The organism is Leptospira noguchii serovar Panama str. CZ214 (assembly GCF_000306255.2).
GTDB classification, from domain to species: domain Bacteria; phylum Spirochaetota; class Leptospiria; order Leptospirales; family Leptospiraceae; genus Leptospira; species Leptospira noguchii.
The window spans coordinates 323,034-349,161 of sequence record NZ_AKWY02000020.1 but is presented as its reverse complement, the minus strand read 5'-3'; the positions used below and the strand labels follow the sequence as shown (position 1 = coordinate 349,161).

Annotated in this window: 32 protein-coding genes and 3 pseudogenes; 21 read left to right on the top strand and 14 right to left on the bottom strand. The window is 36.2% G+C overall.

What is annotated here, in order from left to right:
* The first annotated feature begins 7 nt into the window (after positions 1–7).
* From LEP1GSC059_RS10435 to LEP1GSC059_RS24960, 20 genes and pseudogenes are all read left to right on the top strand, one after another.
* Entirely contained in the window at positions 8–379 is a 372-nt protein-coding gene (locus LEP1GSC059_RS10435) for a DUF3209 family protein (protein WP_020980643.1), read from the top strand.
* 5 nt (positions 380–384) lie between these two features.
* The gene (locus tag LEP1GSC059_RS10430; RefSeq protein WP_020980708.1) at positions 385–1,134 is read left to right on the top strand and encodes an FAD-dependent oxidoreductase; all 750 of its coding nucleotides are present in this window, start codon (positions 385–387) and stop codon (positions 1,132–1,134) included.
* Between the two features lie 3 nt (positions 1,135–1,137).
* Positions 1,138–2,241, top strand: a complete 1,104-nt coding sequence (locus LEP1GSC059_RS10425) for a cobalt-precorrin-5B (C(1))-methyltransferase (RefSeq protein ID WP_017213319.1) — start codon at positions 1,138–1,140, stop codon at positions 2,239–2,241.
* On the top strand, positions 2,238–2,909 hold the full coding sequence (gene cbiC / locus LEP1GSC059_RS10420) for a cobalt-precorrin-8 methylmutase (RefSeq protein WP_017213320.1): 672 nt from the start codon (positions 2,238–2,240) through the stop codon (positions 2,907–2,909). The genes LEP1GSC059_RS10425 and cbiC overlap by 4 nt, the downstream gene beginning before the upstream one ends.
* On the top strand, positions 2,906–4,141 hold the full coding sequence (locus tag LEP1GSC059_RS10415; RefSeq protein ID WP_017213321.1) for a bifunctional cobalt-precorrin-7 (C(5))-methyltransferase/cobalt-precorrin-6B (C(15))-methyltransferase: 1,236 nt from the start codon (positions 2,906–2,908) through the stop codon (positions 4,139–4,141). Before cbiC ends, LEP1GSC059_RS10415 begins: the two co-directional genes overlap by 4 nt.
* On the top strand, positions 4,138–4,902 hold the full coding sequence (gene cobI, locus LEP1GSC059_RS10410; RefSeq protein ID WP_002180087.1) for a precorrin-2 C(20)-methyltransferase: 765 nt from the start codon (positions 4,138–4,140) through the stop codon (positions 4,900–4,902). The genes LEP1GSC059_RS10415 and cobI overlap by 4 nt, the downstream gene beginning before the upstream one ends.
* Complete coding sequence (locus LEP1GSC059_RS10405) at positions 4,889–6,046, top strand: cobalt-precorrin 5A hydrolase (protein ID WP_017213322.1); 1,158 nt, start codon at positions 4,889–4,891, stop codon at positions 6,044–6,046. The genes cobI and LEP1GSC059_RS10405 overlap by 14 nt, the downstream gene beginning before the upstream one ends.
* Entirely contained in the window at positions 6,043–7,560 is a 1,518-nt protein-coding gene (gene cobJ / locus LEP1GSC059_RS10400) for a precorrin-3B C(17)-methyltransferase (RefSeq protein ID WP_017213323.1), read from the top strand. Before LEP1GSC059_RS10405 ends, cobJ begins: the two co-directional genes overlap by 4 nt.
* A gap of 13 nt (positions 7,561–7,573) precedes the next feature.
* Entirely contained in the window at positions 7,574–8,338 is a 765-nt protein-coding gene (gene cobM / locus LEP1GSC059_RS10395; protein WP_017213324.1) for a precorrin-4 C(11)-methyltransferase, read from the top strand.
* Complete coding sequence (gene cobO / locus LEP1GSC059_RS10390) at positions 8,335–8,871, top strand: cob(I)yrinic acid a,c-diamide adenosyltransferase (protein ID WP_020980715.1); 537 nt, start codon at positions 8,335–8,337, stop codon at positions 8,869–8,871. The genes cobM and cobO overlap by 4 nt, the downstream gene beginning before the upstream one ends.
* Complete coding sequence (locus tag LEP1GSC059_RS10385; RefSeq protein ID WP_017213325.1) at positions 8,871–10,235, top strand: cobyrinic acid a,c-diamide synthase CobB; 1,365 nt, start codon at positions 8,871–8,873, stop codon at positions 10,233–10,235. The genes cobO and LEP1GSC059_RS10385 overlap by 1 nt, the downstream gene beginning before the upstream one ends.
* Positions 10,232–10,915 (top strand): adenosylcobinamide amidohydrolase, encoded by a 684-nt coding sequence (locus tag LEP1GSC059_RS10380; RefSeq protein WP_002180080.1) that lies wholly within the window; start codon positions 10,232–10,234, stop codon positions 10,913–10,915. The genes LEP1GSC059_RS10385 and LEP1GSC059_RS10380 overlap by 4 nt, the downstream gene beginning before the upstream one ends.
* Positions 10,897–11,445, top strand: a complete 549-nt coding sequence (cobU, locus tag LEP1GSC059_RS10375; RefSeq protein ID WP_020980697.1) for a bifunctional adenosylcobinamide kinase/adenosylcobinamide-phosphate guanylyltransferase — start codon at positions 10,897–10,899, stop codon at positions 11,443–11,445. Before LEP1GSC059_RS10380 ends, cobU begins: the two co-directional genes overlap by 19 nt.
* 23 nt (positions 11,446–11,468) lie before the next feature.
* On the top strand, positions 11,469–14,060 hold the full coding sequence (locus tag LEP1GSC059_RS10370) for a cobyric acid synthase (RefSeq protein ID WP_017213327.1): 2,592 nt from the start codon (positions 11,469–11,471) through the stop codon (positions 14,058–14,060).
* Between the two features lie 2 nt (positions 14,061–14,062).
* Complete coding sequence (cbiB, locus tag LEP1GSC059_RS10365; RefSeq protein WP_017213328.1) at positions 14,063–15,010, top strand: adenosylcobinamide-phosphate synthase CbiB; 948 nt, start codon at positions 14,063–14,065, stop codon at positions 15,008–15,010.
* A gap of 16 nt (positions 15,011–15,026) precedes the next feature.
* Entirely contained in the window at positions 15,027–15,647 is a 621-nt protein-coding gene (locus tag LEP1GSC059_RS10360) for a histidine phosphatase family protein (protein WP_017213329.1), read from the top strand.
* A 218-nt stretch (positions 15,648–15,865) separates the two neighbouring features.
* Positions 15,866–16,561: a hypothetical protein gene (locus LEP1GSC059_RS10355; protein ID WP_002180015.1), complete on the top strand. Its 696-nt coding sequence runs from the start codon at positions 15,866–15,868 to the stop codon at positions 16,559–16,561.
* Positions 16,562–17,047: 486 nt separating this feature from the next.
* The gene (locus LEP1GSC059_RS10350) at positions 17,048–17,389 is read left to right on the top strand and encodes a hypothetical protein (RefSeq protein WP_004426193.1); all 342 of its coding nucleotides are present in this window, start codon (positions 17,048–17,050) and stop codon (positions 17,387–17,389) included.
* A gap of 129 nt (positions 17,390–17,518) precedes the next feature.
* A protein-coding gene (locus LEP1GSC059_RS23005; RefSeq protein WP_238323707.1) for an IS5 family transposase occupies positions 17,519–18,294 on the top strand; the annotation gives its coding sequence in 2 pieces (ribosomal slippage) (positions 17,519–17,843 and positions 17,843–18,294; 777 coding nt in all).
* A 77-nt stretch (positions 18,295–18,371) separates the two neighbouring features.
* Positions 18,372–18,489, top strand: a pseudogene (locus LEP1GSC059_RS24960) (IS982 family transposase); the annotation flags it as partial.
* A gap of 191 nt (positions 18,490–18,680) precedes the next feature.
* On the opposite strand, the pseudogene LEP1GSC059_RS10335 reads toward LEP1GSC059_RS24960, so the two are convergent.
* A pseudogene (locus LEP1GSC059_RS10335) lies at positions 18,681–18,988 on the bottom strand (M24 family metallopeptidase); the annotation flags it as partial.
* 363 nt (positions 18,989–19,351) lie between these two features.
* On the opposite strand from LEP1GSC059_RS10335, the pseudogene LEP1GSC059_RS21815 reads away from it, so the two are divergent.
* Positions 19,352–19,570 (top strand): annotated as a pseudogene (locus LEP1GSC059_RS21815) (ISNCY family transposase); the annotation flags it as partial.
* A 176-nt stretch (positions 19,571–19,746) separates the two neighbouring features.
* On the opposite strand, the gene LEP1GSC059_RS10330 reads toward LEP1GSC059_RS21815, so the two are convergent.
* The 13 genes from LEP1GSC059_RS10330 to LEP1GSC059_RS10270 all read right to left on the bottom strand — a co-directional run bounded on the left by LEP1GSC059_RS10330 (position 19,747) and on the right by LEP1GSC059_RS10270 (position 26,086).
* The gene (locus tag LEP1GSC059_RS10330) at positions 19,747–19,932 is read right to left on the bottom strand and encodes a hypothetical protein (protein ID WP_017213334.1); all 186 of its coding nucleotides are present in this window, start codon (positions 19,930–19,932) and stop codon (positions 19,747–19,749) included.
* A 106-nt stretch (positions 19,933–20,038) separates the two neighbouring features.
* Positions 20,039–20,254 (bottom strand): hypothetical protein, encoded by a 216-nt coding sequence (locus LEP1GSC059_RS10325; protein ID WP_020980639.1) that lies wholly within the window; start codon positions 20,252–20,254, stop codon positions 20,039–20,041.
* Positions 20,245–20,445 (bottom strand): hypothetical protein, encoded by a 201-nt coding sequence (locus LEP1GSC059_RS24205; RefSeq protein ID WP_020980700.1) that lies wholly within the window; start codon positions 20,443–20,445, stop codon positions 20,245–20,247. The genes LEP1GSC059_RS10325 and LEP1GSC059_RS24205 overlap by 10 nt, the downstream gene beginning before the upstream one ends.
* Complete coding sequence (locus LEP1GSC059_RS10315) at positions 20,400–20,840, bottom strand: M15 family metallopeptidase (protein ID WP_017213337.1); 441 nt, start codon at positions 20,838–20,840, stop codon at positions 20,400–20,402. Before LEP1GSC059_RS10315 ends, LEP1GSC059_RS24205 begins: the two co-directional genes overlap by 46 nt.
* Positions 20,840–21,304: a hypothetical protein gene (locus tag LEP1GSC059_RS10310; RefSeq protein WP_017213338.1), complete on the bottom strand. Its 465-nt coding sequence runs from the start codon at positions 21,302–21,304 to the stop codon at positions 20,840–20,842. The genes LEP1GSC059_RS10315 and LEP1GSC059_RS10310 overlap by 1 nt, the downstream gene beginning before the upstream one ends.
* A 6-nt stretch (positions 21,305–21,310) precedes the next feature.
* Positions 21,311–21,757, bottom strand: a complete 447-nt coding sequence (locus LEP1GSC059_RS10305; RefSeq protein WP_017213339.1) for a hypothetical protein — start codon at positions 21,755–21,757, stop codon at positions 21,311–21,313.
* A complete protein-coding gene (locus LEP1GSC059_RS10300; protein WP_017213340.1) occupies positions 21,757–22,143 on the bottom strand; it encodes a hypothetical protein in 387 nt (128 codons plus the stop codon). Before LEP1GSC059_RS10300 ends, LEP1GSC059_RS10305 begins: the two co-directional genes overlap by 1 nt.
* Positions 22,136–22,510, bottom strand: coding sequence for a hypothetical protein (locus LEP1GSC059_RS10295; protein WP_017213341.1), 375 nt, complete (start codon positions 22,508–22,510; stop codon positions 22,136–22,138). The genes LEP1GSC059_RS10300 and LEP1GSC059_RS10295 overlap by 8 nt, the downstream gene beginning before the upstream one ends.
* Complete coding sequence (locus LEP1GSC059_RS10290; RefSeq protein WP_017213342.1) at positions 22,507–23,106, bottom strand: hypothetical protein; 600 nt, start codon at positions 23,104–23,106, stop codon at positions 22,507–22,509. The genes LEP1GSC059_RS10295 and LEP1GSC059_RS10290 overlap by 4 nt, the downstream gene beginning before the upstream one ends.
* A 7-nt stretch (positions 23,107–23,113) precedes the next feature.
* Positions 23,114–23,566 carry a D-Ala-D-Ala carboxypeptidase family metallohydrolase gene (locus LEP1GSC059_RS10285; protein WP_017213343.1) on the bottom strand — a complete coding sequence of 151 codons (453 nt, stop codon included), beginning with the start codon at positions 23,564–23,566 and terminating at the stop codon, positions 23,114–23,116.
* A gap of 9 nt (positions 23,567–23,575) precedes the next feature.
* Positions 23,576–24,973, bottom strand: a complete 1,398-nt coding sequence (locus tag LEP1GSC059_RS10280) for a phage tail protein (protein ID WP_017213344.1) — start codon at positions 24,971–24,973, stop codon at positions 23,576–23,578.
* Positions 24,974–25,669, bottom strand: a complete 696-nt coding sequence (locus tag LEP1GSC059_RS10275; RefSeq protein ID WP_017213345.1) for a hypothetical protein — start codon at positions 25,667–25,669, stop codon at positions 24,974–24,976. It abuts the gene before it with no gap.
* Between the two features lie 15 nt (positions 25,670–25,684).
* Entirely contained in the window at positions 25,685–26,086 is a 402-nt protein-coding gene (locus LEP1GSC059_RS10270) for a hypothetical protein (protein WP_017213346.1), read from the bottom strand.
* Positions 26,087–26,128: the final 42 nt, after the last annotated feature.

Below are 26,128 nucleotides of genomic sequence, written 5' to 3'. Positions count from 1 at the left end.
TATAACATTGGCATGTTATGAAATTGCCGCGTTGCGGTTGGGTATGATGAATTTAATCGGAATTAAAGACGAAATCACAATTCGACACGAACAGTCTGAAGTTGGAGTTGCGTTAGAATCTGCTGGTCCAATTCGTTCTTTGGCGGAAGCAAAAGATTTTGAATCGCTTATCAAATTTTACGAAATATCTTTAACTAATTTGGAGGAAAGAATTTCCAAAATGAAAAAAGACGATCCTAAAATAGCATATTATCGTTCTCTTTTAATCTTAACAAAAAAGATAGAATTCGAATTAAAAAATTCTGTTTTTATTTTTCAAAACTTCTTTCGAGATTTGGAAGAAATACACGATTTCGTCCACGAAATTTTTCCAGCATAATCAATATGATGAAATTTTCTAAAAGAGCTGAAATTAAGAACGTTTGTAAAAAAAATGGTTCTGCGATTATTACTCTCGTTTCTAAAAATGGACCTCTTAACTTCTTAGGAGGCCAGTATGTAATTTTAAACTCCGGTCTTAAAACAAAAGATGGAAAAGAAATTAAACGGGCATACTCCATTTTTTCTTCGGACACACAGCAAGAAGAATTTCAAATTTGCATACAACCGGTTACTGGTGGACTTATATCCAATCATATTCCAAATCTTGCAATTGGTAGCGAGTTAGAATTTTCTGGTCCCTGGGGGAAGTTTGTCGAAAATCCGGATTGGCCTAAAAAAGGAAAAATTCTTTTAATTGCTACCGATATTGGAATTACGGCAATCCATTCTATTCTCCATTCTTTGCGATGGAAAGATAAACTTAAAGATACCTATGTGTTATGGTATCTTTTTCTTAAGGAAAAGTCTATTTCCGTCCAAGAAATTTTAAAACGACTTCCAAAGGGATTCCATTTTTTGAATGTAATTTCTGTTTCTAAAATCAATCATCCAAATAGATCCGAAGAATGTATTCGTTCTCTTAAAGAAGAGTTAACCACTTTAGATTTTCCTCAAAGCGCTTTCTTAGCAGGGGATGGAAAATTAATCCGAGTTGCCCAAGATTTTCTTTTAAAAAGTGGATTGGACGAAAAATTTATAGGTATGGAAACGTTTTTTAACTCTACAAAAAAATCGGAGATCATAAGTCGTTAGACTATGGCTGGAAAAGAACTAAAAGAGGGTTTTACCACAGGTGCTTGTTCTGCGGCAGCGGCAAAGGCTGCGACCAGACTTTTATTAAAGGGAAAACCTGTCTTGGAAATTGAAACGACTCTTCCCAATAAAAGAAAAGTTTTTTTTACGGTCAAACGTTGCCAACTTGAAGGAGAAATTGCAATCTGCAGCGTTGTCAAAGATGCTGGTGATGACCCAGACTGTACACACGGCGCTGAACTCACAGCACGAGTTCGCTTAACAAAAGAAGACAAAATCAAGTTAAAAGGTGGGGACGGTGTTGCCGTTGTCACGAAAGCGGGGCTCGGTCTTGAGATTGGTCAATCTGCGATCAATCCTGTTCCCAGAAAAAACATCAGCGAGATGATTTTAGAAGAGTTACAAGGCAGCTCGTTTAACGGTGCTGAGGTGGAGATAAGTGTTCCGGGTGGTCAAGAAATGGCTAAAAAAACTATGAACGAGCGCCTTGGTTTGATTGGTGGGATTTCTATTTTAGGAACTACGGGAATCGTAAAACCTTATTCTACGGCTGCATTTAAAGCGAGTGTTATACAAGCGATTCAGATGGCCAAAGAATATGGCATTAATACGATCGTTCTTACCACGGGCGGTAAATCCGAAAAGTTTGCGATGGATCTATTACCAAATTTGAATGAACTTTCCTTTATCCAAGTAGGAGATTTTATCGGAACCGGTATAAAAACGTCGGTTAAAGAATCAATTCGTCACACGATCATTGTAGGAATGATCGGTAAGTTATCTAAAATGGCGGACGGCGTGATGATGACTCACAGAGGCGGTTCTTCGGTGAATACTAAAATGTTGTCCATGATCGCCAGATCCGTAGGAGTTCCGAAAGAAATCGCGGTCGAAATTCAAAATGCAAATACAGCAAGACACGTATTAGAAGTTTGTAAAGCAAGTGGATACGAAATAATTGCAACTAAAATTTGTGAAATTGTAGCTGAAAAATGTTCCGTACATGCGGGAACGAATATAATGATTTCTTGTTATATGGTGGACTTTGATGGAAATATTTTAGGAAAGTGTGAAAATTTTTCTCAAAACGTTGGCTTAAATCTATGAACGATATGAGACAAATGACGAATCTAGGAAGAAAGATCGAGGACAAATCTTTTTCGATCATTGACGAAGAAGCTGGAGTTCATTCTTTTTCGCAAGAAGAGTGGGAAGTAGTTCGAAGAATTATACACGCAACCGCAGATTTTGATTATAAAAATATTACCAAAATTCATCCTCAAGCGATCAATTCCGGAATCCAAGCGTTAAAAAAGGGATGTCCGATCGTATGTGACGTTCAGATGATTTTAGCTGGTCTGAATCCGGAAAGACTTAAAGTTTACGGCTGTAAAACATATTGTTTTATCTCGGACGAAGACGTAATTGAAAATGCTAAGAGAAAAAATTCCACGAGGGCTATCGAATCGATTCAAAAAGCAAATACATTCAATCTTTTGAATGAATCTATAGTAGTAATCGGCAATGCACCAACGGCTTTGTTCGAAATCGAGAGACTGATTTGCCAAAAAAAAATTAAACCAGCTCTTATTGTAGGAGTTCCGGTAGGTTTTGTCTCTGCAAAAGAATCCAAAGAGGTCATTTTAAAATTAGAATATTCTAATATTTATTCAATTCCGTATATTCTTACTTTGGGTAGAAAGGGAGGAAGCACAATCGCGGTTGCAATTCTTCATGCTCTTCTTTTGTTGTCTTCCAAAAAAGGAGAAAAATGAAAGCGGTTACTGTAATAGGAATGGGTGACGAGGGTTGTCCAGGATTATCGAGTATCGCGGTCAATGCGATTGCCAAAGCCCAAATACTTGCCGGCGGAAAAAGACATCTAGATTTTTTTCCCCAATTCTCCGGGGAAAAAATAGTACTCAAAGATGATTTAATTCAGACTATTAATAAAATCGCGGAACTTTCTTTGGAACATACAATATGTGTTCTTGCCTCCGGCGATCCTTTGTTTTTCGGAATTGGAAATTTGATTTGTAGAAAGGTAGGACCTGAATACATAGATTTTATTCCAGCACCTAGTTCTGTCCAACACGCATTTGCAAAAATTGGAATTCCTTGGGACGATGCAGAGGTTTTATCCTTACACGGAAGATCTGTAAAAGGACTAATTACTAAATTACAATTTCTTAATAAGATTGCTTTGTTTACGGACAAAATCAATCATCCGAAAGAAATTGCTTCTTATCTATTGTCCTTTAAGGAATCTGACTGGACTGCGTTTGTATGCGAAAGTTTAGGAGGAGAAAAGGAAAGGATCCGTAAATTCGACTTAAAATCGTTAAGTGAAGTGGACGGAATTGATCCTCTAAACGTTTTGATTCTCATTAGAAACTCGACTAGCTGGAGGCCCCCCGCAGTTGTGCCTAACGTTTCAGAAGAAAGTTATTCTAAACGAGTTCCCAAAAAAGGGCTGATCACTAAAAAGGAGATTCGAATTCTTTCCATCGCATTCTTAAATATCCGAAAAGATAGTATAATCTGGGATATTGGAGCTGGCTCGGGTTCTATAGCCATCGAAGCCGCACAAATTGCTAAAAACGGTAAGTCCTATGCGATCGAAGTTGATCCTGAAGGAATTGAAATCTGTAAACAGAACATTGTTTTTCAAAAGACGGATAACGTATATGTGGTTTCGGGAAAGGCTCCGGAAGTTCTGGAAAAACTTCCAGATCCAGACTGTGTCTTTGTAGGTGGTTCCAATGGAGACATTTATGAGATTATTAGAATTTCCTTAAATAGACTCTCTTCTCTAGGAAGTTTGGTAGCAAACGCAGTGACCATTGACAATGTTTCTCAAATTTATCAGAGTTTTAAAAAATTAAAACTTGTACCCGAAGTAACACTTTTAAACGTTTCTAGAGGACAAGTCTTAAAGGATTATCTTCGGTATGAGGCTCTCAATCCGATTCACATTTTTAAAATTACAAAACCGGAGAAAACGTGAGTTTTAATAAATACGGAAAATTATATGGAGTAGGAGTAGGTCCAGGCGCCACCGATTTAATTACTCTAAGAGCTGTTCAAATTTTAAATTCGGTGAACGTATTAGCAATTCCTAAAACTAGCGAACATCTGGAACCCTTTGCTTGGAGAGTTTGTTCTCCTATTATCCAAGAAAACTCTTCTCAAGAAAAATTATTTCTTCATTTCCCGATGACCAAAGACCCGGAAGTTCTTATTCCTGCTTGGGATAAAGCATTTACAGAAATTGGTAAACGTTTAGAAAAAAAACTTAACGTCGCCTTTATCACGCAAGGTGATCCTTCCGTTTACAGTTCTTGGAGTTATCTTCTAGAAGAATCAAACGACCGTTGGCCCGGCATCGAAGTAGAAATCATTCCTGCGGTTTCATCTATTACTGCAATTCCAGCTATTCTTCAAATTCCTCTAGCAGACGGAAGAGAACGTTTCTGTGTAATTCCCGGAACTTATGGAATTGAGGAATTACCTGAACTTGTGAAACATTTCGATACAATCGTACTTACAAAGGTGGGGCAGATCATCCCTGAACTTGTTAATAAATTGAAAAAATTGAATATTCTTAAAAATGCAAGTTACGTTTCCTATGCAACTACAGATAGACAAAAAATCATTACAAATTTAGAAACGATTCAAAACGAAAGTTGTGACTATTTTTCGACGGTTATTTTATCAATTCGAAAACGGAAAGGTATTCTTAGAGGTCAAAACTGTGAAACGGAATAGAAAAGAATATTCTGTTTTTGTAATTACAAAACACGGATTAGAAATTGCCAAAAGAATTCAAGCCGTTTGGCAAGATGCAGACCTTTTTGTCTCCGCTAAGTTTATCCAAGACGCTCCATCAAATTCCAAACCACTTTCTCTTCCAATGGATAAAACGTTACGCGAAACATTTCGGGAATATAACTGCCACATTTTTATCATCAGCGTCGGCGCCGTAGTCCGCATGATCGCTCCTTTATTAGAAAATAAGAAAATAGATCCGGCTGTTCTATGTGTTGACGATAGGGCCAAGTTTTCAATTTGTGTTTTGTCTGGTCACGTGGGACGAGGAAATTTTTTTACAGAAAAACTTTCAAAAATATTAAATAATACTCCTGTAATTACTACCGCTTCCGACGTTTCCGGAACTTTAACCGTAGACATTCTAGGCAGGGAATTTGGTTGGATTCTGGAAAATCCGGATCGAAACGTAACTAAAGGTTGTGCGGCCGTGGTCAACGAGACCAAAGTATTATTTGTTCAAGAGGCTGGGGAACCGAATTGGTGGCCTCTGGACAAACCCCTCCCTAAAGGTGTAGAATATTCAATTTCTTTAAATCTTGTTCGACCGGAAGATTATGAGATTCTTTTGATTGCTACCGATAGAAACAACATTCCCAAAACACATAATAAACATTATGAAAATTCTATATTATATTACACTAAAACACTGATTCTAGGCCTAGGATGTGATCGAAATATTCCTTTCGAGACAGCAGAAAATGGAATCTATAAAATATTAGACGAAAACGGGTTTGCAATTCAAAGCGTTCGTGCAATTGCAACGATCGATTTAAAAAAGGAAGAACCCGCCTTTTTAAAACTTTCCCAAAAATACGGATGGGAATTGATCTTTTTTTCTCCAGAAGAATTGGATCGTGTTTCTCAAGTGAGGTCCCCTTCTGAAACCGTAAAAAATTTTACAGGAACAAAATCTGTAAGCGAAGCTGCGAGCCTTCTTGCTTCTGGTGCAGATTCTCTTCTTCTTACAAAACAAAAATACAAAGATACGCCTAACGGTAAAAATCTCACGGTTGCAATATCCCGTATTCCACATCCAAAACGACCGGATTTGTATGAGAGTGTTTTAAAGGCAGACAAATGAAAAAAGGTAGGTTGAACATTGTAGGAATCGGACCGGGTAATGACGAGCATATCACACCTGCTGCTTTCTATGCGCTCCAAGAAGCCGATCTTGTAATCGGTTATGTTACTTATATAAATCTCGTTAAACACCTATTAGTTGGAAAACAAGTGACCCAAACTGGAATGACAGAAGAAATAAGTAGGGCACAAGAAGCAGTTAACATCGCCAAAGAAAGAAAAATTGTCACTTTGATTTCTTCTGGAGACGCTGGTGTTTACGGAATGGCCGGATTAGTTTTTGAAGTATTGAGAAAGATAGGATGGAAAAAGGAAGAATCTCCCGAAGTCAAGATTATTCCTGGTATAACAGCCGATAGTTCTTGTGCCTCTCTTGTAGGAGCTCCTCTTGTTCATGATACTGCTAGAATTTCTCTTTCCGATCTTTTAACTCCTTGGTCCATAATTAAAAATCGTTTGGAATGTGCGGCAAAAGGAGATTTTGTAATTACTCTTTATAATCCAGCTTCTGGGCGAAGACAAAGGCAAATTGTAGAAGCTTCTAAAATTATTAAGCGACATCGTTCTGGAAATACCCCGGTTGCTCTTATAAAAAGCGCTTATAGAAAACAACAAAACGTATTTATTTCCGACCTTGATAATTTCTTAAATTATGAAATTGGAATGAACACTACTGTAATCGTAGGTTCTAACAACACTTTTATTTACGAAGATTTTATGATAACTCCTAGGGGTTATACAAACAAATATTCTTTGGAAGACGCAGGTCTGTTAGAGGGACAGAAAAAAGGTTTTTCTCTTCGTTCTACCGGAGATTTAAAAAATAGCACAAATTTAGAAAATACTTACTTGAATTTGAACGTCACTAAAATCCGAGGAGCTTTTATCAAAAAGTCCACTTCTATAGTGAATGATCAAGAAGAATCATCCAAAAATTTAACCCCAGTTAAAGACCTAACTTCAACTTTCACGACTATAGATTTTTCTATGAACCAGTCTCAAGATTCCTCTGCAATCAAAGCAGTCGAAACCTTAGGGTTACTTTCTAAAATACAAAAAGAAAATTCTAAAAAAAGTTATAACCAAGTAGAGTCTGAAAAGAACACATTAGTCTACATAGGAAGGATAGGCGGAGCAATCCTTTTTAAAACTTTAGAAAAGTTTTATATTCTAGGAAGGCTAAAAAATCCAATATGTTTCGAAAAATACGGATTTCAGAATCCTGGGGAATACTATAACAAATATTTTGAATTAAAAGTTCTCGATTCCGAAAAAGTTCTAAATTTTTCATTCGAATCTTTGATGTTTCTTCCAAATCAGATCTTACCGGAAGAGATCTACGAAAAATTAATCATCCATAGAAATTCTTTAATAAGTGAACGTATTCTAAGCTACGTTTATAACAAAAGCGAAAAAGTTTTTTTAAACGGACAAGAATATACAAACATTTCCTGGTTAGGACTCGTTCCTTTGGAAGTATGGAATTTAGTCAGAGGAATTCTTTTAAAATGTTAAAGAGTTGTATCTTATGAAAGTTTATATTATTGGAGCAGGTCCCGGAGATCCTGAACTAATCACAATCAAGGGCGCGAGACTTATCGAAACCTGTCCGATCATTCTTTATACTGGTTCACTCGTACCAAAAGCCGTAATTAAAAGAGCTAAAAAAGAAGCAAATGTATTAGATTCTTCGAATATGACGTTGGACGAAATTATTTCGGTCATACTATCCGCAAGAGAAAACAATCAAGACGTAGCCAGGGTTCATACCGGCGATCCTTCTATCTTCGGATCCATTGCCGAACAAATACGGAAATTAGAATTTTTGAATATTCAATATGAAATTGTTCCGGGAGTCAGTTCTTTTACCGCCGCCGCCGCTGTTTTAGGAAAAGAACTGACTCTTCCCGAAGTTTCTCAGACCATCATCATCACACGTATTGCAGGAAGAACACCGGTTCCTGAAAAGGAAAGGCTTGAAATTCTCGCTCAGTCTGGAGCGACTCTGACTCTTTTTTTAAGCGTTTTACATATTCGTACAATTGTAGAACAACTAAGCCCCTACTATGGAGGAAAATGTCCAGTGGCAGTTATTCAAAAAGCGACTTGGCCTGAACAAAAAATTGTCGTTGGAACGTTAGACGATATTGTATCTAAAGTTAAAAAGGAAAAAATTTCCTCCACGGCGATCATATTTATAGGTCCGATTTTGGATTGTAACGATTTTGCAGATTCTAGACTTTACTCTGCGGATTTTTCACACGGTTTCAGAAAGGCAAAAAAGAATTTATGAATCCAGACGAAAAAAATTCCAAAGGACTTGTGATCGTTTATACAGGGAATGGTAAAGGAAAAACCACGGCTGCTTTGGGAATCGTATTCAGAGCCTTAGGAAGAGGACTGAAATGTGGAGTTGTCCAGTTTTTAAAAGGTAAATGGGAAACCGGAGAAAAAATGTTCTCGGAAAAAATTCCAGAACTTGACTTTCACGTTATGGGTTTGGGTTTTACTTGGGACAGCGAGAATCTAGACAATGATAAAGCTGCGGCAAGAATGGCCTGGGCGCTTTCTTCCAAAATGATTTTAAAAGAAAATTATAACATTATAATACTTGATGAAATTACTTATACATTTCATCACGGCTGGTTGAACGTAGAAGATGTGATATACACTTTAAAAAAAAGACGTAAAAACCTTCATGTTATCATTACTGGAAGAAACTGTCCAAAAGTTTTGACGGATTATGCGGACCTAGTGAGCGTAATCGAGGCCCAAAAACATCCGTATCAAAATGGAATTCCTGCGCAAAAGGGAATCGATTTTTAATGAATATTAAAATTCCCAGAATTGTCATCGGGGGCACGGGAAGCGGAGTTGGAAAAACCACGATCGTACTCGCGCTTACTCAAATTTTTCGAAGGAGAGGTTTGAAAGTTGCAACTTTTAAATGTGGACCCGATTATTTGGATCCTACATATCATTCTAGAGCTTCGCAACAAATCTGTCACAATTTAGACGGATGGCTAATGGGTAAAGAATCAGTTTTAAATACTTTTTATCAAGCGTGTCATAACGCAGACATTGCAATCATAGAAGGTATGATGGGGCTTTTTGACGGTCATTCTCCAAACTCCGAAATTGGTTCTACGGCAGAAATTGCAAAGTGGCTCGCCTCACCAGTGTTAGTTGTTTTAGATACAAGTGGAATGGCAAGAACCGTTTCTGCGATTTTAAAAGGACTGAAAACATTTGACCCAGATCTCAATCTAGCAGGAGCTTTCGCTAATTTTACCGGAAGTCAATCTCATATTCAGCTTTTGAAAGATGCATCTACTGAAATTCCAATTTTAGGTGGATTTTGCAAACATCTGGAACAAACGTTTCCGGAAAGACATTTAGGTTTGTATTCTGCGTCTGAAGAAAATTTTTCAGAAGAAAAATTTAATTTTTGGGGGGAGGAAGGAGAAAAAAGTTTAGAAATAGATTCTATACTTAAAATTGCAAGTTCTGCTTCGGAAATTTCAATTCCGGTTTTGAACATAAATACTGTTTCAAAGAGCTGTAAAATCGGAATTGCTATGGATTCAGCATTCCATTTTTATTATGAAGAAAATTTAATGCAACTCAGACAAGCTGGAGCAGAGTTGATCTTTTTTTCTCCTCTTTCTGATTCAATACTTCCTGACTTGGACGGACTTTACTTTGGAGGAGGTTATCCTGAACTTTTTGCGTCAACTCTATCTAAAAACGAATCATTGCTTAATTATATTCTAGATTTATCATATAATAATATTCCAATTTATGCGGAATGTGGAGGTCTTATGTATCTTTCTAAAGGAATTAAGCTCGTCGAAGAAGAATTTTTTCCAATGCTCGGTCTAATTTCTGCAATTTCTATCATGGAAAAAAAATTAAAAGCTCTAGGTTATGTGGAAGTAACCACAAAAAAGGAAACAATCTTCGGAGATGCTGGCCTAAGATTCAGAGGTCATCAATTCCGCTATTCCTATTTAGAATTAGATAAATCTGATTCCGTAGAATTCGTTTATAATTTTAGAAGAAGAAAAGGTGATCAAGTTGACGAAGAAGGTTATTCTAAAAATTCGGTTCTTGCTTCTTATATACACGCTCATTGGGCTTCCAATCCAAGTTTAGCAAAAGGATTTGTTCAATCCTGTTTACAAAAATGATTCACGTTAAAAATTCTTGGCTCGAAGTAAACTTTGAAGAGCCGCATAACGTTCTTAGTTGGGCAGTGGTCGGAGGAGGTTGGAAAGAACAAGTAGACTGTGTTTTATGGCATCGTGTGCAAGATAAAGATTTAACTCTAGAAGTGGATCCAATCGATTACTTTTATAGAAGTTTATTACACAAAAAAGAATCTAGAAATGGAGTTGGTTTTCTTACGAGTGTCCCTCTTGAAAACTATTCGGAAGTGATATTAGAAAAACAAAATTTAACAATTCGATCTGTAGTTACAGTGGGGTTAGGTAACTCGGTTAGAATTGGAGATCCACCTTTTCAATCTAATTCGTATGGAACAATCAATATACTCGTACAATGTTCTATTCCATTTGAGTTGAATACTTCTTTAGAAGCAATTTCCCTCATTGCTGAAGCAAGGACTCTCGCCGTATTGGAAGCAAAGATACAAAGTAAGACCGGACTTGTAACTGGTACCGGAACCGATTGTATCGCATTTGCATCTCCTTCTCGCAGTTCAACAAAACGTTATACTGGAAAACACACACTTTCAGGACATCTGATTGGAAAGGCGGTTTATCAATCAGTAAGTCAAGGAATTTCAAATTGGAAAAAAAGCAGATTCAAAACAGAAAAAAAAAGATACGAATGTCCACGATCACTTTGATTACGGGAGGTTGCAGAAGTGGTAAAAGCCGCTTTGCGCTCGAACTTACAAAAAATATAAAAGGACAAAAATACTTTATTGCAACTTGTCCTGTTTTTGACGAAGAAATGAATCAAAGAATTCTAAAGCATAAAAAAGAAAGAGATAATTCTATATGGAAAACTATAGAAGAAGAATTCAATCTTTTGAATCTATTTAAATCCAAATACTTTTTTGAAAAATCGATTATAGTAGTCGATTGCCTTAGTCTCTGGATCAACAATTTATTATATAAATCTAAAATAGAAAAAAAGAAAATCGAAGAAACTACGATTAAAAAAAATTGTACAGAACTTGTGGAACATATTAGAAACGCCAAGGTAAAACAAGTTATATTTGTAAGTAACGAGGTTGGACTTGGACTTGTTCCCGAAAACAAAACTGGTAGAATTTACAGAGACTTACTTGGAATCTGCAACCAAACAATAGCGTATAACGCAGATTATGTTTATTTTATGTCCAGTGGAATTCCTATTAAAATCAAAGGGTAAACAAGGCAAAATAAAAAGCTCCAATGAACTTATTTGAACACGGAGGAAATTTGATCGAACTTTCAAAAAGAGTAGGGTGTAATCCGAAAGAAATTCTAGATTTTTCGGCTAATATAAATCCATTAGGTTTTCCAGAATGGTTAAGGCCATTTTTACATTCTAAGATAGAAGATCTTATTTCTTATCCGGATCCAAATTATACTTCTTTAAAGAATAAAATACATTCAAAATATAAAATATGTTCAGATCAAATCGTTATAGGGAACGGAGCTTCCGAACTTATACTTCAAATCCCGTTTGTAGTTAAGGCAGATTATACGTTAATCGCTGTTCCCTGTTATAGTGGATACAAAGAGGCAGTATCACTTCGAAAAATTCCTTGTGTTGAAGTTATTCTTAAAGAAGAAAAACAATTTCGTTTAGATATAGACGAGGTTAGAGATGTACTCAAGTCTAAGATAAATCAAAAAGCTTTGATTTTTTTAGGGCATCCGAACAACCCCACCGGGGTAACACTCGATAAAATAGAAATTTTAAAACTCGCACAAGAATTTCAAAATTCTATTTTTGTAATCGACGAATCCTTTATTCATTTTTGTACGAAAGGATCTTCTTTTCTTAAAGATAGAACCGAGAATATGATTCTAATCCAATCTATGACTAAGATTTTGGCTCTTCCCGGTTTAAGAATTGGAATTTGTTATGCTTCCTCTTCTATTTGTTCTAATATTTCTAAAAAACTACCCACTTGGAATGTAAATAGTCTTGCCGCTTCGGTATATGAAAAAGCAATCGACGACGAAAATTATATAAAAAATTCAAAACAAAATATGCAAGTTTGGAAAGAAAAATTAATATATGACCTTTCTAATTTAGAATTTTTGAATCCATTTCCAAGCGATACCAATTTTATTTTAATTAAAATATTAGGTAATAGAAATATATCTAATTTAGTCCAAGAATTACTTCTAAAATATAAAATTGCAGTACGAAATTGCGAAAATTTTTCAGGGTTGTCTAAAAACTTTATCCGAATTGCAGTACGAATTCCTGAAGAGAATGAAAAAATTATAGATGCATTTTCAAATATATTTTATGGAACTCGACAAAAACTAAAATTCTCAAAAAAAACTCCTTCCATTATGTTTCAAGGAACTGCGTCTAACGTTGGAAAAAGTATTTTGACTGCTGCGTTGTGTAGAATTCTAGCACAAGATGGCATCAAAGTAGCTCCTTTCAAATCTCAAAATATGGCTCTCAACTCATTTGTTACTTTAAATGGAGAAGAAATCGGCAGGGCACAAGCACTACAAGCGCAAGCAGCTAAGATTCTCCCCGATGTACGAATGAATCCAATTTTACTCAAACCTTCAAGCGAAAAAAAATCTCAAGTAATCATCAATGGGAAAGTGATAAACTCGATGAATTTTAAAAACTACGATCAATACAAATCGATTGCGTTTGAAGAAGTAAAAAAATCTTATGATTCTCTTTCATCAGAATATAATGTAATTATAATAGAAGGTGCCGGTAGCGCTTCTGAAGTAAATCTGAAAAAAAATGATATAGTTAATATGAGAATGGCGGAATATGCAAAAGCAGACGTATTGTTGGTAGGGAACATAGATCATGGAGGATTATTTGGATCCATTTTAGGAACGATGGAAACACTAACAGAATGGGAAAGAAAGCTTGTTTTTGGTTTTGTCATCAACCGTTTTCGTGGAATAAAAGAACTTTTGAAAACTGGCATAAACTATATAGAGGATTACACAAATAGACCAGTTATAGGAATTGTTCCATATATTAAAAATCTTGAATTACCTGAAGAAGATTCTTTGGAATTCAAATCTAGAGCGTTATACGACACGTCTATGTTGGGAGACAGGTTAGACGTTGTGTTGATCGATATTCCTAGGATTTCCAATCATACAGATATAGACGCACTTAAAGCCGAACCAGATGTTAGAGTTAGGATCGTAAGAACTGCTGAAGATTTAGGAGAACCGGACATTTTGATTCTTCCGGGAAGCAAAAACGTAATCTCTGATTTAAATCACTTATACGATGTCGGTTTAGCAGATAAAATTTTTGCGTTATCTCGGAATCAAAAAACGGATATAGTAGGAATCTGCGGAGGTTATCAAATGCTCGGAAAAAACATTTTCGATCCGTATTGTATTGAAAGTAATCAAGGTCATATACAAGGAATTTCGCTTTTACCAATTGAAACTATATTAGAAAAAATTAAATCTATCAAAAGAGTTTTTGCCACTCATATCCCAACAAAAACAGAGGTAGAAGGATACGAAATTCATCATGGTAAAACAAAATCCGTCGGCAATACGCATGTGATACTTTTAAACGAAAAATCCGAAGAGTTAGGACATAGTGATTCAACGGGAAGGATTTGGGGAACATATATTCACGGAATTTTTGACAAGGACCAATTTCGCAGGAAATATCTGGATCAAATTAGAATCCGGAAAGGAAAAGCCCCTTTAGTCGATGTTCAAGTTTCTTATAATTTAGAAAAGTCTTTAGATAAATTAGCCAAACACGTTAGACGATCTTTGAATATAAATCTTATCTATCGTAAATTGGGACTCAGCTAAGAATGCCTTGGGGCATTACCATATCCATTCTTGTAGATTTGATTCTAGGAGATCCTAAAAATCTTCCTCATCCGGTAAGAGCAATCGGAAAGTTAGCAAGAACTTTAGAAAAGTTTTTTAGAAACAATTGTTCTTCGGAAGAAGTGGCTGGAATTTTGACCTCTTGTTTTGTATATTTGATTTCTTTTATTATACCATTTTTATTTATAAAATTTGTGAATCAACTTCATTGGATTTTAGGTGAGTTCTTATCTATAATAATTATTTATACTACGATTGCAATTCGAGATATGATTGATCATAGTAAGGAAGTTTACGATGCGTTAGTGCAAGCCGATCTTTCACTAGCACGCAAAAAAGTATCTAAAATAGTAGCAAGAGATACGGAAAGTTTGAGCGAGTCTGAGATCATTCGGGCCTGTGTGGAAAGTACTGCTGAAAACTTAGTAGATGGAATTACAACTCCACTATTTTATGCGGTTTTTGGTGGACCTGCATGGGCCATGTTATATCGATCAATCAACACGTTAGACTCTCTTTTTGGGTACAAAAACAAAAAGTATTTAAGATTCGGAAGTTTTCCGGCAAGAATGGACGATTTAGCAAACTATCTACCTGCAAGAATTACATCTTATATACTTGTATTTTCATCTTTCTTTTTAGGTTATAACTTTAAAAACTCATTATATATTCTAAAAAGAGACGGAAAAAAACATCCAAGCCCAAATTCAGGTCTTACAGAAGCAGCTGTAGCAGGAGCTTTAGAAATACAATTAGGCGGAATTAACTTTTACAGTGGAGTTCAAAATATAAAACCGAAACTTGGGGATCCAAAAAAAGAATTTCAAATCGAACAAATTCTTAAAACCAACAAACTAATTTTACTATCTTCGATTTTAACATTTACATTTTACGTTTTAATCTATTCAGGAGTGGTTTATCTTTTGTAAAAAAGAAATTAAAGAATTGAAGAATACATTCAAAAAATCAAATATTATATATGTTTTCAGACACGGGGAAACGGATTGGAATCGAGAAGGAAGGCTTCAAGGACATCTGGAAGTTCCGATTAATATGAGGGGAGAACTTCAGTCAAAATCTTTAGCGTTAGTTTTAAAACGTCTAGGAATCGAAGTCTTATTTGGTAGCGATCTAAAAAGAGCCCAAGAAACGAGTCAAATTATATCTGACGAACTGAATCTAAATCCGATATTGAATTCTGGCTTCAGAGAAGTATTTCTGGGAGAGGCGCAAGGAAAATTGATAAACGAAGTGGATTTTTATTTCGGAAAAAACTTTTGGAAAAAATGGAATGATCATAATTCTAAATATGACACACTTCGATTTCCAAATGGAGAATCAAAACAAGAAACAGATATTAGAATACATTTTTCCTTAATGAATATGATCAATCTGTTTTCCAATCACATTATAGCGTTATGTACACATGGCTTTGTTATAAAAAGAATGCTAAAGACTTATAAGCCTAAAACAAAAAGTATCTCAAATATTCAAAATACAGAATGTATTCAATTTAATTTCGAAGAAATTGAAACTGCCAACTCACTTTTTGTAAAATCATTTTAAACTATGACACATAAAAATAATATTGATAATTACTAATAAAATCGAACACCCTTAAACTTTTATGCCAAGAGCTTATTCTAAAATAAAAGAATAGATATTTTTTTGGAACTAAAGTGACATACATGCTCATTTAAATAGGGAATTATACCCTAATGTTATAAATTTACTTTTTTAAATTATTATGTTATAATGTATTAAAATTTTAAATGGAAATTGATATGAAAATGGTACAATTTTTTTTCAAAAAGAAAAATACAACGGGTCTAATCGATCTAAAAATTTTGATAATTTACTGGGTATTTATCTTTTCAAATTGTCTACCAGATCAATATTCTTCTGAAAGTAATTTACTTCATTCCTTGCTTTTATTTCCTGAAGATTATCAAAAAATCAAACTTTTAAAAGATAGATCTGTAAAAAAATCTAAAGTTAAAAGAAAATACGACAGAGTGACTTTGACATCTGCAGCAACCGGAAAAAAGGTTCAAGCGAATTCTAAAAAACCAAATGGATGGCTGAAGGTAAACGGTTTAAGCGACACAGAATTTACAAAGTTCAATTTATATCAAGAAGGTGATCCTAATTGTATAACGGAGGGTCTTATACAAATTGAGCCTTCTGCTTATCCAAATTATTATTGGAATTGGTGGCTTGGAGGAGTTGGAAATTATGCTTACTATCCAAAATACAATGACGGTTCTAATGCACTTGAAATCTGGCTTCTTCAAGAAGGATGTTTGAAATCTGGCGATCGTGTAATATTCAGAGATTATGATACTATTTATAATAAGTATTATTTTCTTACAAACTGGCAAGGAGGGACTTGGAATGAATATATTTTTCTCTGGAAAGAGCATCTTACAAGTACAAGAGAAATCTTTTTCGTAGATTTCAGTACAGAACTTGAAGAATAAAAATTATACACAGAATTACTAAAAACTCCCTAATAGTTTTTTTACCATTCTAGATGTATTTAAACTAAACTTGTTTCAAAGTTTAAAATAGAGAAGCTATTTCAAAAAAGCCAAGAATTCTAAGTTAGGTGCAATTTTTAATTTCTTTTACATTTTTATAAAATCAATCATTAATTTTTGATATTATTCTTCATACATCCGAGTAGTAAATCTATCTTTGAGTTTTCAAGAAGCGATACCAAAGTAATGAGTTTATGTTTGATGAATTTAAAAATACGATTCAATTTAAATCGATTAATACAATGATATATAAAAAATCAGACTTACTTAAAGATCATAAATGTTTGTAAAAGAATATTATAAAAAATTTACTTCTAAATCTTGAAAGCAAATCTAAGATGACTCTTGTAGATTATTTGATAATATAGTTTTTAAGATCTATCTGGCACACAAGATATGCCAAAAATTTTTTCTGGGGTAAAAAATATGAAACAAGAACTCAAAGCAAAAGATCTTTTGGAGATACATCCAGATTCTTCAAAGGCAAAAGAACTAGAGAAAAAACTAGATAATTTTATTGTAGTGGAAAAAAGTTTTTTTCGTATTACAAACCAAGCTTTTTTTGTAGGTCTTTTCTTCCTTATATTAGGTCTTTATACTTTAAAGGCATTTCCAGATGCAAAAATATCGGAAGGATTTGGAGGAATCAGTATATACGGTCTTTTTATTGCTTCTGGAATTGTTTTAATCTCTTGGTTTAAAATGGGTGAGATTTTAAAAGTTTTAGGTGAATTCATTTCTAAAGTGAAAAGTGGAGGAAATACTTAATATTTTTTAAGTAAATATTATATTCAATTTATATTAAGTACTATATTTATACTTAGAGCCGGTCTCAAAACTGTTTGTAGAGAGAAAGGGTAATAATATCAATGTGAAATGGACAAATATTATTCAGAGATACCGGATGCACTTTGGAAACAAATAGCCCCATTAATCCCGAAAGAAAAGGTAAATCTGAAAGGAGGTCGCAATCGAGTACCAACACGAGTAGTAATGTCAGGTATCATCTATCGAATGAAAACAGGCTGTCAGTGGCGTGCCATTCCGAATGAGTTTGGATCAGGCCAAACTTGTCACAGAAGATTTCAAGAATGGGAACGAGCAGGAGTATTCAAAAAGATTTATAAATCTATTTTAAAATATTATGATGTAAAGAATCAAATAGCATGGGACTGGGCTTCGATGGATTCGGCAATGGTTAAAGCTCCCAAAGGGGGAGCTTAACTGGGAAAAACCCTACAGACCGTGCCAAATTAGGGGTTAAACGGCATATTCTTACAGATGGAAATGGAATTCCTTTGGCAATTACATTGACTGGAGCTAACGTTCATGACAAACACGGTGTAAAAGATACGTTGAATTCAATCCTAATATTTTCCGGAAAAAGAAGAAAGAAGCCAAAACATATTTGTTTAGATAAAGGTTATGATTTCAAAGATATAGAAGTTTTAATCAAAAGAAGAAACATTCAATCTCATATTCGGAAAAAAGGTGAAAAGCCTCTCATCGGTAAATATAAAGGAAAACCTAGACGTTGGGTCGTTGAAAGAACTAACAGTTGGCACAATCGATTCAGGGCTATCCTAATTCGTTGGGAAAGAAAATCTGAAAATTATCTTGCATCTCTTTATCTCGCAAGCTCTATCATTGCTTTTAACTTTTTTGATAGGTAGTTTTGAGACCGGCTCTAAATTCAATTTTACCAAGTTTTTAATCAAACAAACTTCATTAACTGTTCAAATTTGATCTAAGATATCAGAACTTTTTCGATTGGGCAGTTAATTTACTTAGCGGTTTAGTGGCGTTCTCATTTTTTCTAAAAAAACTCTTTGAATTTGAAAGTAAATGACAATATACAATATTTAGTCGTCTCTGAAAAAGAGAGGTCTTTCAGAAAAGAAAGGCACAAGACCCAAATTAAAAATAAAAACGATAAGTAAAGATACGATTAAAAACGGCTCGAATGAGCTTAGAAAAATTAAATCCGACAGCAGCGAATATAACCCAGCGAAGGCAAGTCCTGAAGCATAGTGGTAGCCGATGTTATATACTGTTCAACTTAAATTAGAATCTGTTCAAAAAACTTCCAAATTGTTTATTCTTATCAATAAAATGAATTTCAAGAATCCAAAATCTAGAAAAACCATTGAAAGGCGATTTTAGATCGGTTAAATTATCTAAACAAATGTAATTTTCTGGAGTAGACTCGTGAATCTTATAATGAGAAAATTCATCAATAAGATGACCGGCGATATTATTTCCAAAAAAATATCCTTTTTCCATTGCAATGGATTCCACAAATTGAAATAAATCTTTGCCTGTAACTCTTTCTTTATTTTTATAAAAATCTCTGGCTGAATGCCAACTTCGCATATGTCGTATATTTTTCTAAAAGACTGTAAATATGATATACGATAAAAAATCTATTCGTAAATCAAAGCTAAATACCATTGGTAACTCAACTTTCCTCACGAAAAACGAGTATGAAACATGCATTGTTTCGTTATCTAAAAATTTACTCCAAATGTAACCTAAATGCTTGTAATTGAATATACTATTTGTGCCTGTTCCAAATCTTTTCGGTGGCCTCCTTAATTCTTGCATTTTTTTACGTTGTAAAAATGGATTTGAAGTACTCTTTTAAGTAAGGGCCGTAATATAAAAACTATTTTTAGAGGAACGAAAGGTTGTGATTAAGTTATTTCGAGAAAGATACAGATATGCCACTAAGAAAAAAAAGAAATTCCAAGTACAAATAAATTAGATATAAAATCAGTTTACAAGAACCTCGACCTTTTTTCGATTAAAAATGAAATAAACCAACTACAAGATGATCTAATCAAAATAGCTGCGCCAATTCGATCACCTAATGTATAAATAAGAAAGTGTAGAAAAAAGGCAATCTATCATACGATTCCAAAATGGAGACGAGAATTTAGTCCGACTACTGATCTTTGATTAGGTTTCGTGTAGGTTTTTAGATGAGGAAACATTCAGTGTTTCAAGTATATTTTCAAATGAGTTACTTCCCATAATGTAGTTTATGTCTCTTGAAATTATGAGCCAGATTTTGTCTCATTAGATCGTAAAACAAAAATATACATTACCGGAAGTGTTCTTATCGTTCACCGGTTTTTTGCAACCAGCGACCGTTTTTCGTAGTATTCGATTTTTTCCTTCAAAGCATTTTCAACTAAGCTCTTGATAGAAGGCTCGGCTCCTGTCGCTCTTTCAAAAGCGGAGAGAAGTCTTTGCATTAAATCTTTATCTACGTTTATTGAATGTAGATTTTTTGCGGTCGCCATTTCCATGTATCACCCCCTCTTTCAAAGAATAAGTGTAGGATATGCATTTCTTCCATTTTGTCAATGTTAATTTAGGGGAAAATGGAAAAAATGCATGAAAACTCGTTTGAGTTTAGGATAAATTGTAGTCGGTAGGAAAACCTGAAACCCTTGGACGAAGCTCTTTTATTTCCGTTTCGCTACCGTCGGGTTTTCGGCAGATAAGAAAGTTTCCTCTTCGAAACAGAACGTTCAGGCCGGATTTCAAAGCGTCTGCTTTTGCCTTAGCGGAAAGTGATATAGTTAAAGCCCGAGCTTTCTCTAAGGTTTGATCTTGTTTCAAACCCACTTAACTCTTCCGCTTAAAATAACAAAAACAAACAGAGCGATTAGAAGAGCTACAATCGGAGTTAAATGATCATATGCTTTCTCCATACAAAACTCAGTCGCTTTCTGTTCGATCCAATCGAACGGCCAAAATCCGAGTTCCCCGTTTACCGGCTGAGATGATATATTATGACTATTGCAATTACAATCCATACCCAATAACCTCCGTCGATTATTATTTCAGAAAAAGAGGGCCCGAGGCTCTTGCGCCAATTTCGAATCTGAAAGTGAGGAGGATCAGATTGCTTCCAGTCAACACCCCATTCGATTTCAGGATGACGAACTAAAACGGATTCGATCGTTTTCCGATCACTCACCGCACTGAAACCGTTCACATCGAGAGCCCGACCGTATTGATGCGCGCTCGATCCCGGCGGAGCCGCCGGACAAGAACCTGTTCCCGTCTTACAGGCCGCATACAACTTAGCTTGCCTTGCCCACGACCGGCGAGACTCAAAAACGTAAACGTTCGGAAGAGTTCGTTTCAAATCCTGCATAAACGAAACAAGACGAGAGTCCACGTTTTCTAAGGAATTGATAACCGACATTATTTCTTCCTTCCGAGAAGATCATCACCGAAAATTTGCCAGCCAATAAAAATACCCAGACCAGCAAGGACGATGTTTTTCGCATCCTTGAAGAAATCTTCGGCCTCTTTCTTTACGCGTTCAGGAATACCGGGAATATTCGTTCCTTTCGTATCGTAATCATAGGTTCGAACAGATTTAGAAAAGTTTGGAATTTGAATATTCGATTGAGAGAATATTTTGTTAAACTCGGAAATTTGCGGATCTTTAGAATAGATTTTGAAGGTAAACTGTTCACGAAATACGGTTCCTGACTGAACAATAAAAGAGATTCTTCTTTTTTCAGGCTCTTCTAAAAATCCGTAAAAGATTTTCAGAGAATCGGGAATGTTTACCTCTCCGGAGTATCCAGACCAATCAATGACATGCCTTACGTCCCCGGATGGTGTATATTTCCCGTCAAAATCAAATGGAGTTTCAGGCACAAAATTTTACCTTCTTCTCTTGCTCTTTTTCGGAGCAAACTTCCAGTAATAGACAACGATCGCGAGAATAAAAATACCGCCCGCTATAAGGATTCGGTTATCGTTATTGTCTTCCTCTTTCTTCGGCTCAATCTTCTCCGAATGCGTAATCACCTTAGTCGGACTCGGTGGATCTGTGGAACCTACAGGGGGTTTTGGTGATGGAGCTGGTCCAGTCGTGGACGTGTTTTGAATCGAAGTATTCGAAATCGAAAATTTATTTACGTTCAGTCTCTGAAAGTCTTGAACAAATTTTCCGATCATCTCTTGCGCTTTACCCGAATTTTCAGGCAGAATAAACGACATTCGTTTCGCGTCTGGATTGTGTAGAAAGTTCGAATAGCCGGCAGGTTTTCCGACTGTGAAATTTCCCGTTGCGATTTGCTTGTAATATAAATAATAACGTTTAGCCATTATCTCAACACTCCCATAAAAATAATCAGAAGTAAGACGATTCCAAGAATGATATAGGAAATAGGAACACCGACTTGTCTTTCCGGTATTTCAAAAACAGATTCAGGGATCTCAGACAGATCAAAAGAACCGATAAAATCTAAAAGGAAAGCAGTATTCGAAAGTCCGACAAATTTGACTTTGTTGACAAGATCCTCTTCGTTCGGAACGAAATAAAAATTTTTGATTTCCGGATGCTCCGGAACTTCAAAACGATTCCAAAAATCAATTACACCTTTTCCCTCCGATTTCAGTTTGTCGTATAAAAGTTTTTCTTTCTCAGGACTCCAATTCTGAAGACGAAAGAGAAAGATTTTAGGAATTTCGGGGGTTGCAGTTTCAGCCACTTGATTCACCTCCGGGTTTTGATTTTCCAAAATTTGGAATCAAAGAAGACCAAGAGAACGATTTAAATTTTAAAACAAGCAACGTAAACGCACCCAGGAGAAACAAAGAAATGTAGAGCCACTTGTTAAAAAGATGATCCCGCCACTTGTCTGCAAGAGCCGATTCCGAAACTCCTTTATCCAAGAGCTTCTTTGTTTCCTTTAGAGTTTGTTTGATAAAATCTTTATTCTTTTCTGGTATATCGTTAGAATCTAATACAATTTGTTCCACCTGGTCTAAGTCGGTTTTGTTTTTTTCAACTTTGGATTGATACGAAGAACAAGAGATAAAAGAAAGAATTAGGAATAATGTTAAAAACCGTTTCATCTTCTTTTCCTCACATTTACAGATTTGGAATCAGAACGAGAGAGAAGTTTTCGAACATCGATTTCAAAAGTTTTTAAGTGATTCCCCTTAAACGAAAGAACCAAGTAGACGCCGTTGTTTGCCTGGACATCCTCAATGATTTCAAAGATTGCCCCCGCGGAATATGGATTTACAAGTTGTGTGTTTGTTAAATCGAATTCGATCAAACGGTTTTCTGTGGAAATTTCACGCACCGAGGAAACGACGGATTGCAAGAGTTCCTTTAGGCCGTCTTGTTCTCTGGTTCGCATATACGAAGGAAAATGAAGGATCGCCCCTTTTTCGGTGAAACCAAAATCCACCGAGGTTGAAAAAAGACTCCGGATCAGATCAAGGCTGGGAACCAAAGAAATAGTTTCCTCTTCCGCGACCTTCTCCGGAAGTTTTCTAAGTGAAAGCGTGTGCAGGGCTTCTTTGATAATGTCCGGATTTTTATACCACAAAAACCCCACACCCGCAAGGAGCAAAAAAGAGAAAAATGAAAATAGGACGAGAAGGACTCTTGTTAGAGATCCTTCATTTAAGAATTTTATAATTTCTAAATATACTGCTTCCACTTTCTTGTTATCCTATTGAAACGCGTTGGTATTTCATTTTTCCGGAAACACCGTTTCCGTTTAAAAACTCTTTCTTTGGTTTTACTCCATTAGGAGCAATCGAAACGTGAATCCAGGTCGCACCAGACACAGTCCCTTCGTTGATAAGTTGATGATAGGGAAGTCCAAGATCGATGATCTTTTTACAGATTTCCGTTTTGCTCATACCCTTGATCCCAAAATCAACCGCTTCGCCCCGCATGTGCTGGCTCGTAATAGAACCTTTTATTTTTCTGTTTACTTCGGGAGACCTGTAACCAGAAGAAACTGAAATCGGAAGCTTTACGTTTTCGTAAAGTGGTTCAAGAATCGTTTCACATAATCGTTTCAAAGATTCAATTGATTTTTCGTCCGGTTCGTTTAATAAACCCGTCTCGGTGACGGTCATTTGTTCTAAAGTAAAATTTTTGGAAAGATTCATAATATATTCTTAATATTTAATAAAATAGTTTAAGACTAAAGACGGCTGAATGTTGTTATGGGGCAATCCGGCGCCTTGCGCTTGGATGATCGCCGCTGAATTGCGCGTACCCGTCGTCGAGGTTGAGGAATAGCCAACAGCGATACTGATCCCACCGCCGGACATCGTAAAATTAGCTCGATAGATTTGATGGTTGTGAACCCCACCACCGTGATCATGATTTGGAATCTCAGGAAGTGTAAGCGTATGGGCCTCTTCTCCGAACGTTTCCCCTACTGCTCTCGGAGTAAGTCCCGTTCCAGTTCCGGAACCGATCGCAGTTCTACCGGCCATGTTTGGAATCGGTAGACGTTTGCCGGCGTCCCAATCAGCGATTGCACTTACTCCCCGAACCGTCGCGGAACCGGTTGAATTTTGAATTGGAAGAACGGTATTCGACCAATCATTCCAAAGTAGAATATAAAGGTTTTGGTATTCTGCTCCTACTCGGTTCGCACCGGAACTTAAGTTTCCGATCGTTTGACCGTTCGCTTGGAGCCAACCGGTCGGAGGAGTATTTCGAGCGGACGTCTTCACATCGCCAACATCGAAACCACCAGCAGACGAACCACCGGAATTCCATGTGGCTATTTGCGCGTCGGTCACAAATCGATGAAAAGAATCCTCTATGACATCGGTCGCTGGAATATTTCCAGTATTCCGTTTTTGTGATAAAGCCGAATCAAGCTCGGGCTTTGTATAGTAATCCGTGTTGTGATTGTGATTCGTTGGAGGAAACGCCGTAGGTTTGTTTTGAATATTCGGCCAATCGGCAGAAGTGTTCCATTTTGTTTTTTCGGTATCGGTTGCAAATCTGTGATTTGTATCTTCCGTAATTTCGATCGCGGGAATGTTTCCAGTATTCCGTTTTTGTGATAAAGCAGAATCGATTTCTGATTTCAGATAATAAAGGAGATTGTGATTGTGATCCGCCGGAGGAAACTGAGAGGGAACGCCTTGAATGTGATTCCAGGAAATATAACGGACCGTAATTTCTTTCCAGTTGCCTAAGTAAGTGGAATCGTCTCCTGTAAGAATAAAAGCGGGTGCGCCCGGTAAATCGTTTCGGATTGCAAGATCCCCTTTTTGTGCAGAAAGACCTAACATTTCCGCCTGGGAATTGACGGGAAAAAGATCCGTAATCGCAATCGGAGGCATGAGAGAAACCGGGAGTTTTCCGGTATCCGGATCGACGGTAACGACTGAAAGAAGCGGATTCTTGAAAAAATCCGCAAGAGGCAAACCTGAATCCGGAATCTCGTCCTCGAGTTCTTCCGAATAAACGTAGGGACCGATGCCGGGCCGATTTTCAAGGAGAAGGCCGGAATCACTTGACCACTGTCCCGGTTCTGTTTCTGACCAAGCCATTTAGGTTCCCTCGCTGATATTCAACGTTACGAGAGTTTGCAAAGAAATGTCCGATTTCGTTTGAGTTTTAGAAATTGGAGTTGGAGCGGAAGCATCCGGAAAGATAAGAACGTATTTTGTTTGAGAAGGAATTTCAACCTTCACTTTCGATTCTAAATAATCGGTAAACGATACCGACCAAAACTTGGTTATGTTATCAAAAATAGAACGAACCGGGTTGTGACGAGGTGCAAAAAGAAACGTATAATCAGGACCATACGTTTTGTAAGAGACTACATTTTTTAAAGCGACATCGTTTTTATTAAAGTTCAAAGAAAAGGATTCATCCTTTAGAGTTGAAAGCGTCGGAACGGGTCTGTCATCCAACTTGAAATCCGAATTTGAAAATTCGGAATCGGTAAATTTGGAAAGAACAGAATAAAGGCTTCGATCACTCACAGAAAAAAAATGGAGAGTTGTCGCCGGAAGATAGGAGCGCCTAACTTTGGAATAATTTTGTGCCAGAGTCGCAAGGATTCCCGTGATTGTAGGAGTTTTTAAAGAACTTACGTCGAAAGCTCCGATCGTAAAATACTGCTCTCCTGGGACGTTATACGCGCTCTTAGGAAGATTTTTTTCTAAAAGGACCGAAGAATCCGGAGGGTTTAAAATATTCCGAACCGAATAAACAATCTTTTTAAAAACAAAAATCTCCATACCTGACCTGTCCTATTATTTTTTGGCAGGTGCGGCGGCTCTGACGTAATCGCAAAAAAGGGATACCGAAACGTCATCCTTGTCAATAACGACTCCCGCGGGTTTTAACTCTATACTGACATTCGATTGATGCGTGAAGGTCAAATTCACCGGAAATAGTTTGAAGCCGATTTCTGCGTCATGCGAGCTTCCCAACTGTGAGAGTTGGGTTTCTTTGACAAACGGAGTGGAATCCCCGTTCTGAGAAATTTTGATTTGCGCCGTTTTGAGTTCTTTTTTGTATTTTATCTGAATCGCTTTTACCTTCAGAGTTCTTCCGAAACTGTTGGCGATTGTAAACGCATCGGTAAACACGTTCGAGCTTGCCTCGATTTGTTTTTGAGTAACTCCGGATACGACTAAATCAAACGTAAGCATTTTCTAATGTTCCTTTAAAAAATCCGGACCGTCGTGATCCGG

Bases quoted from the DNA above. Each gene is read 5' to 3' on its own strand.
- LEP1GSC059_RS10430 (WP_020980708.1), top strand. From the start codon at position 385: ATGATGAAATTTTCTAAAAGAGCTGAAATTAAGAACGTTTGTAAAAAA.
- LEP1GSC059_RS10425 (WP_017213319.1), top strand. From the start codon at position 1,138: ATGGCTGGAAAAGAACTAAAAGAGGGTTTTACCACAGGTGCTTGTTCT.
- cbiC (WP_017213320.1), top strand. From the start codon at position 2,238: ATGAACGATATGAGACAAATGACGAATCTAGGAAGAAAGATCGAGGAC.
- LEP1GSC059_RS10415 (WP_017213321.1), top strand. From the start codon at position 2,906: ATGAAAGCGGTTACTGTAATAGGAATGGGTGACGAGGGTTGTCCAGGA.
- cobJ (WP_017213323.1), top strand. From the start codon at position 6,043: ATGAAAAAAGGTAGGTTGAACATTGTAGGAATCGGACCGGGTAATGAC.
- cobM (WP_017213324.1), top strand. From the start codon at position 7,574: ATGAAAGTTTATATTATTGGAGCAGGTCCCGGAGATCCTGAACTAATC.
- cobO (WP_020980715.1), top strand. From the start codon at position 8,335: ATGAATCCAGACGAAAAAAATTCCAAAGGACTTGTGATCGTTTATACA.
- LEP1GSC059_RS10385 (WP_017213325.1), top strand. From the start codon at position 8,871: ATGAATATTAAAATTCCCAGAATTGTCATCGGGGGCACGGGAAGCGGA.
- LEP1GSC059_RS10380 (WP_002180080.1), top strand. From the start codon at position 10,232: ATGATTCACGTTAAAAATTCTTGGCTCGAAGTAAACTTTGAAGAGCCG.
- cobU (WP_020980697.1), top strand. From the start codon at position 10,897: ATGTCCACGATCACTTTGATTACGGGAGGTTGCAGAAGTGGTAAAAGC.
- LEP1GSC059_RS10370 (WP_017213327.1), top strand. From the start codon at position 11,469: ATGAACTTATTTGAACACGGAGGAAATTTGATCGAACTTTCAAAAAGA.
- cbiB (WP_017213328.1), top strand. From the start codon at position 14,063: ATGCCTTGGGGCATTACCATATCCATTCTTGTAGATTTGATTCTAGGA.
- LEP1GSC059_RS10355 (WP_002180015.1), top strand. From the start codon at position 15,866: ATGAAAATGGTACAATTTTTTTTCAAAAAGAAAAATACAACGGGTCTA.
- LEP1GSC059_RS10350 (WP_004426193.1), top strand. From the start codon at position 17,048: ATGAAACAAGAACTCAAAGCAAAAGATCTTTTGGAGATACATCCAGAT.
- LEP1GSC059_RS10330 (WP_017213334.1), bottom strand. From the start codon at position 19,932: ATGGAAATGGCGACCGCAAAAAATCTACATTCAATAAACGTAGATAAA.
- LEP1GSC059_RS24205 (WP_020980700.1), bottom strand. From the start codon at position 20,445: ATGGATTGTAATTGCAATAGTCATAATATATCATCTCAGCCGGTAAAC.
- LEP1GSC059_RS10315 (WP_017213337.1), bottom strand. From the start codon at position 20,840: ATGTCGGTTATCAATTCCTTAGAAAACGTGGACTCTCGTCTTGTTTCG.
- LEP1GSC059_RS10305 (WP_017213339.1), bottom strand. From the start codon at position 21,757: ATGGCTAAACGTTATTATTTATATTACAAGCAAATCGCAACGGGAAAT.
- LEP1GSC059_RS10295 (WP_017213341.1), bottom strand. From the start codon at position 22,510: ATGAAACGGTTTTTAACATTATTCCTAATTCTTTCTTTTATCTCTTGT.
- LEP1GSC059_RS10285 (WP_017213343.1), bottom strand. From the start codon at position 23,566: ATGAATCTTTCCAAAAATTTTACTTTAGAACAAATGACCGTCACCGAG.
- LEP1GSC059_RS10280 (WP_017213344.1), bottom strand. From the start codon at position 24,973: ATGGCTTGGTCAGAAACAGAACCGGGACAGTGGTCAAGTGATTCCGGC.
- LEP1GSC059_RS10275 (WP_017213345.1), bottom strand. From the start codon at position 25,669: ATGGAGATTTTTGTTTTTAAAAAGATTGTTTATTCGGTTCGGAATATT.
- LEP1GSC059_RS10270 (WP_017213346.1), bottom strand. From the start codon at position 26,086: ATGCTTACGTTTGATTTAGTCGTATCCGGAGTTACTCAAAAACAAATC.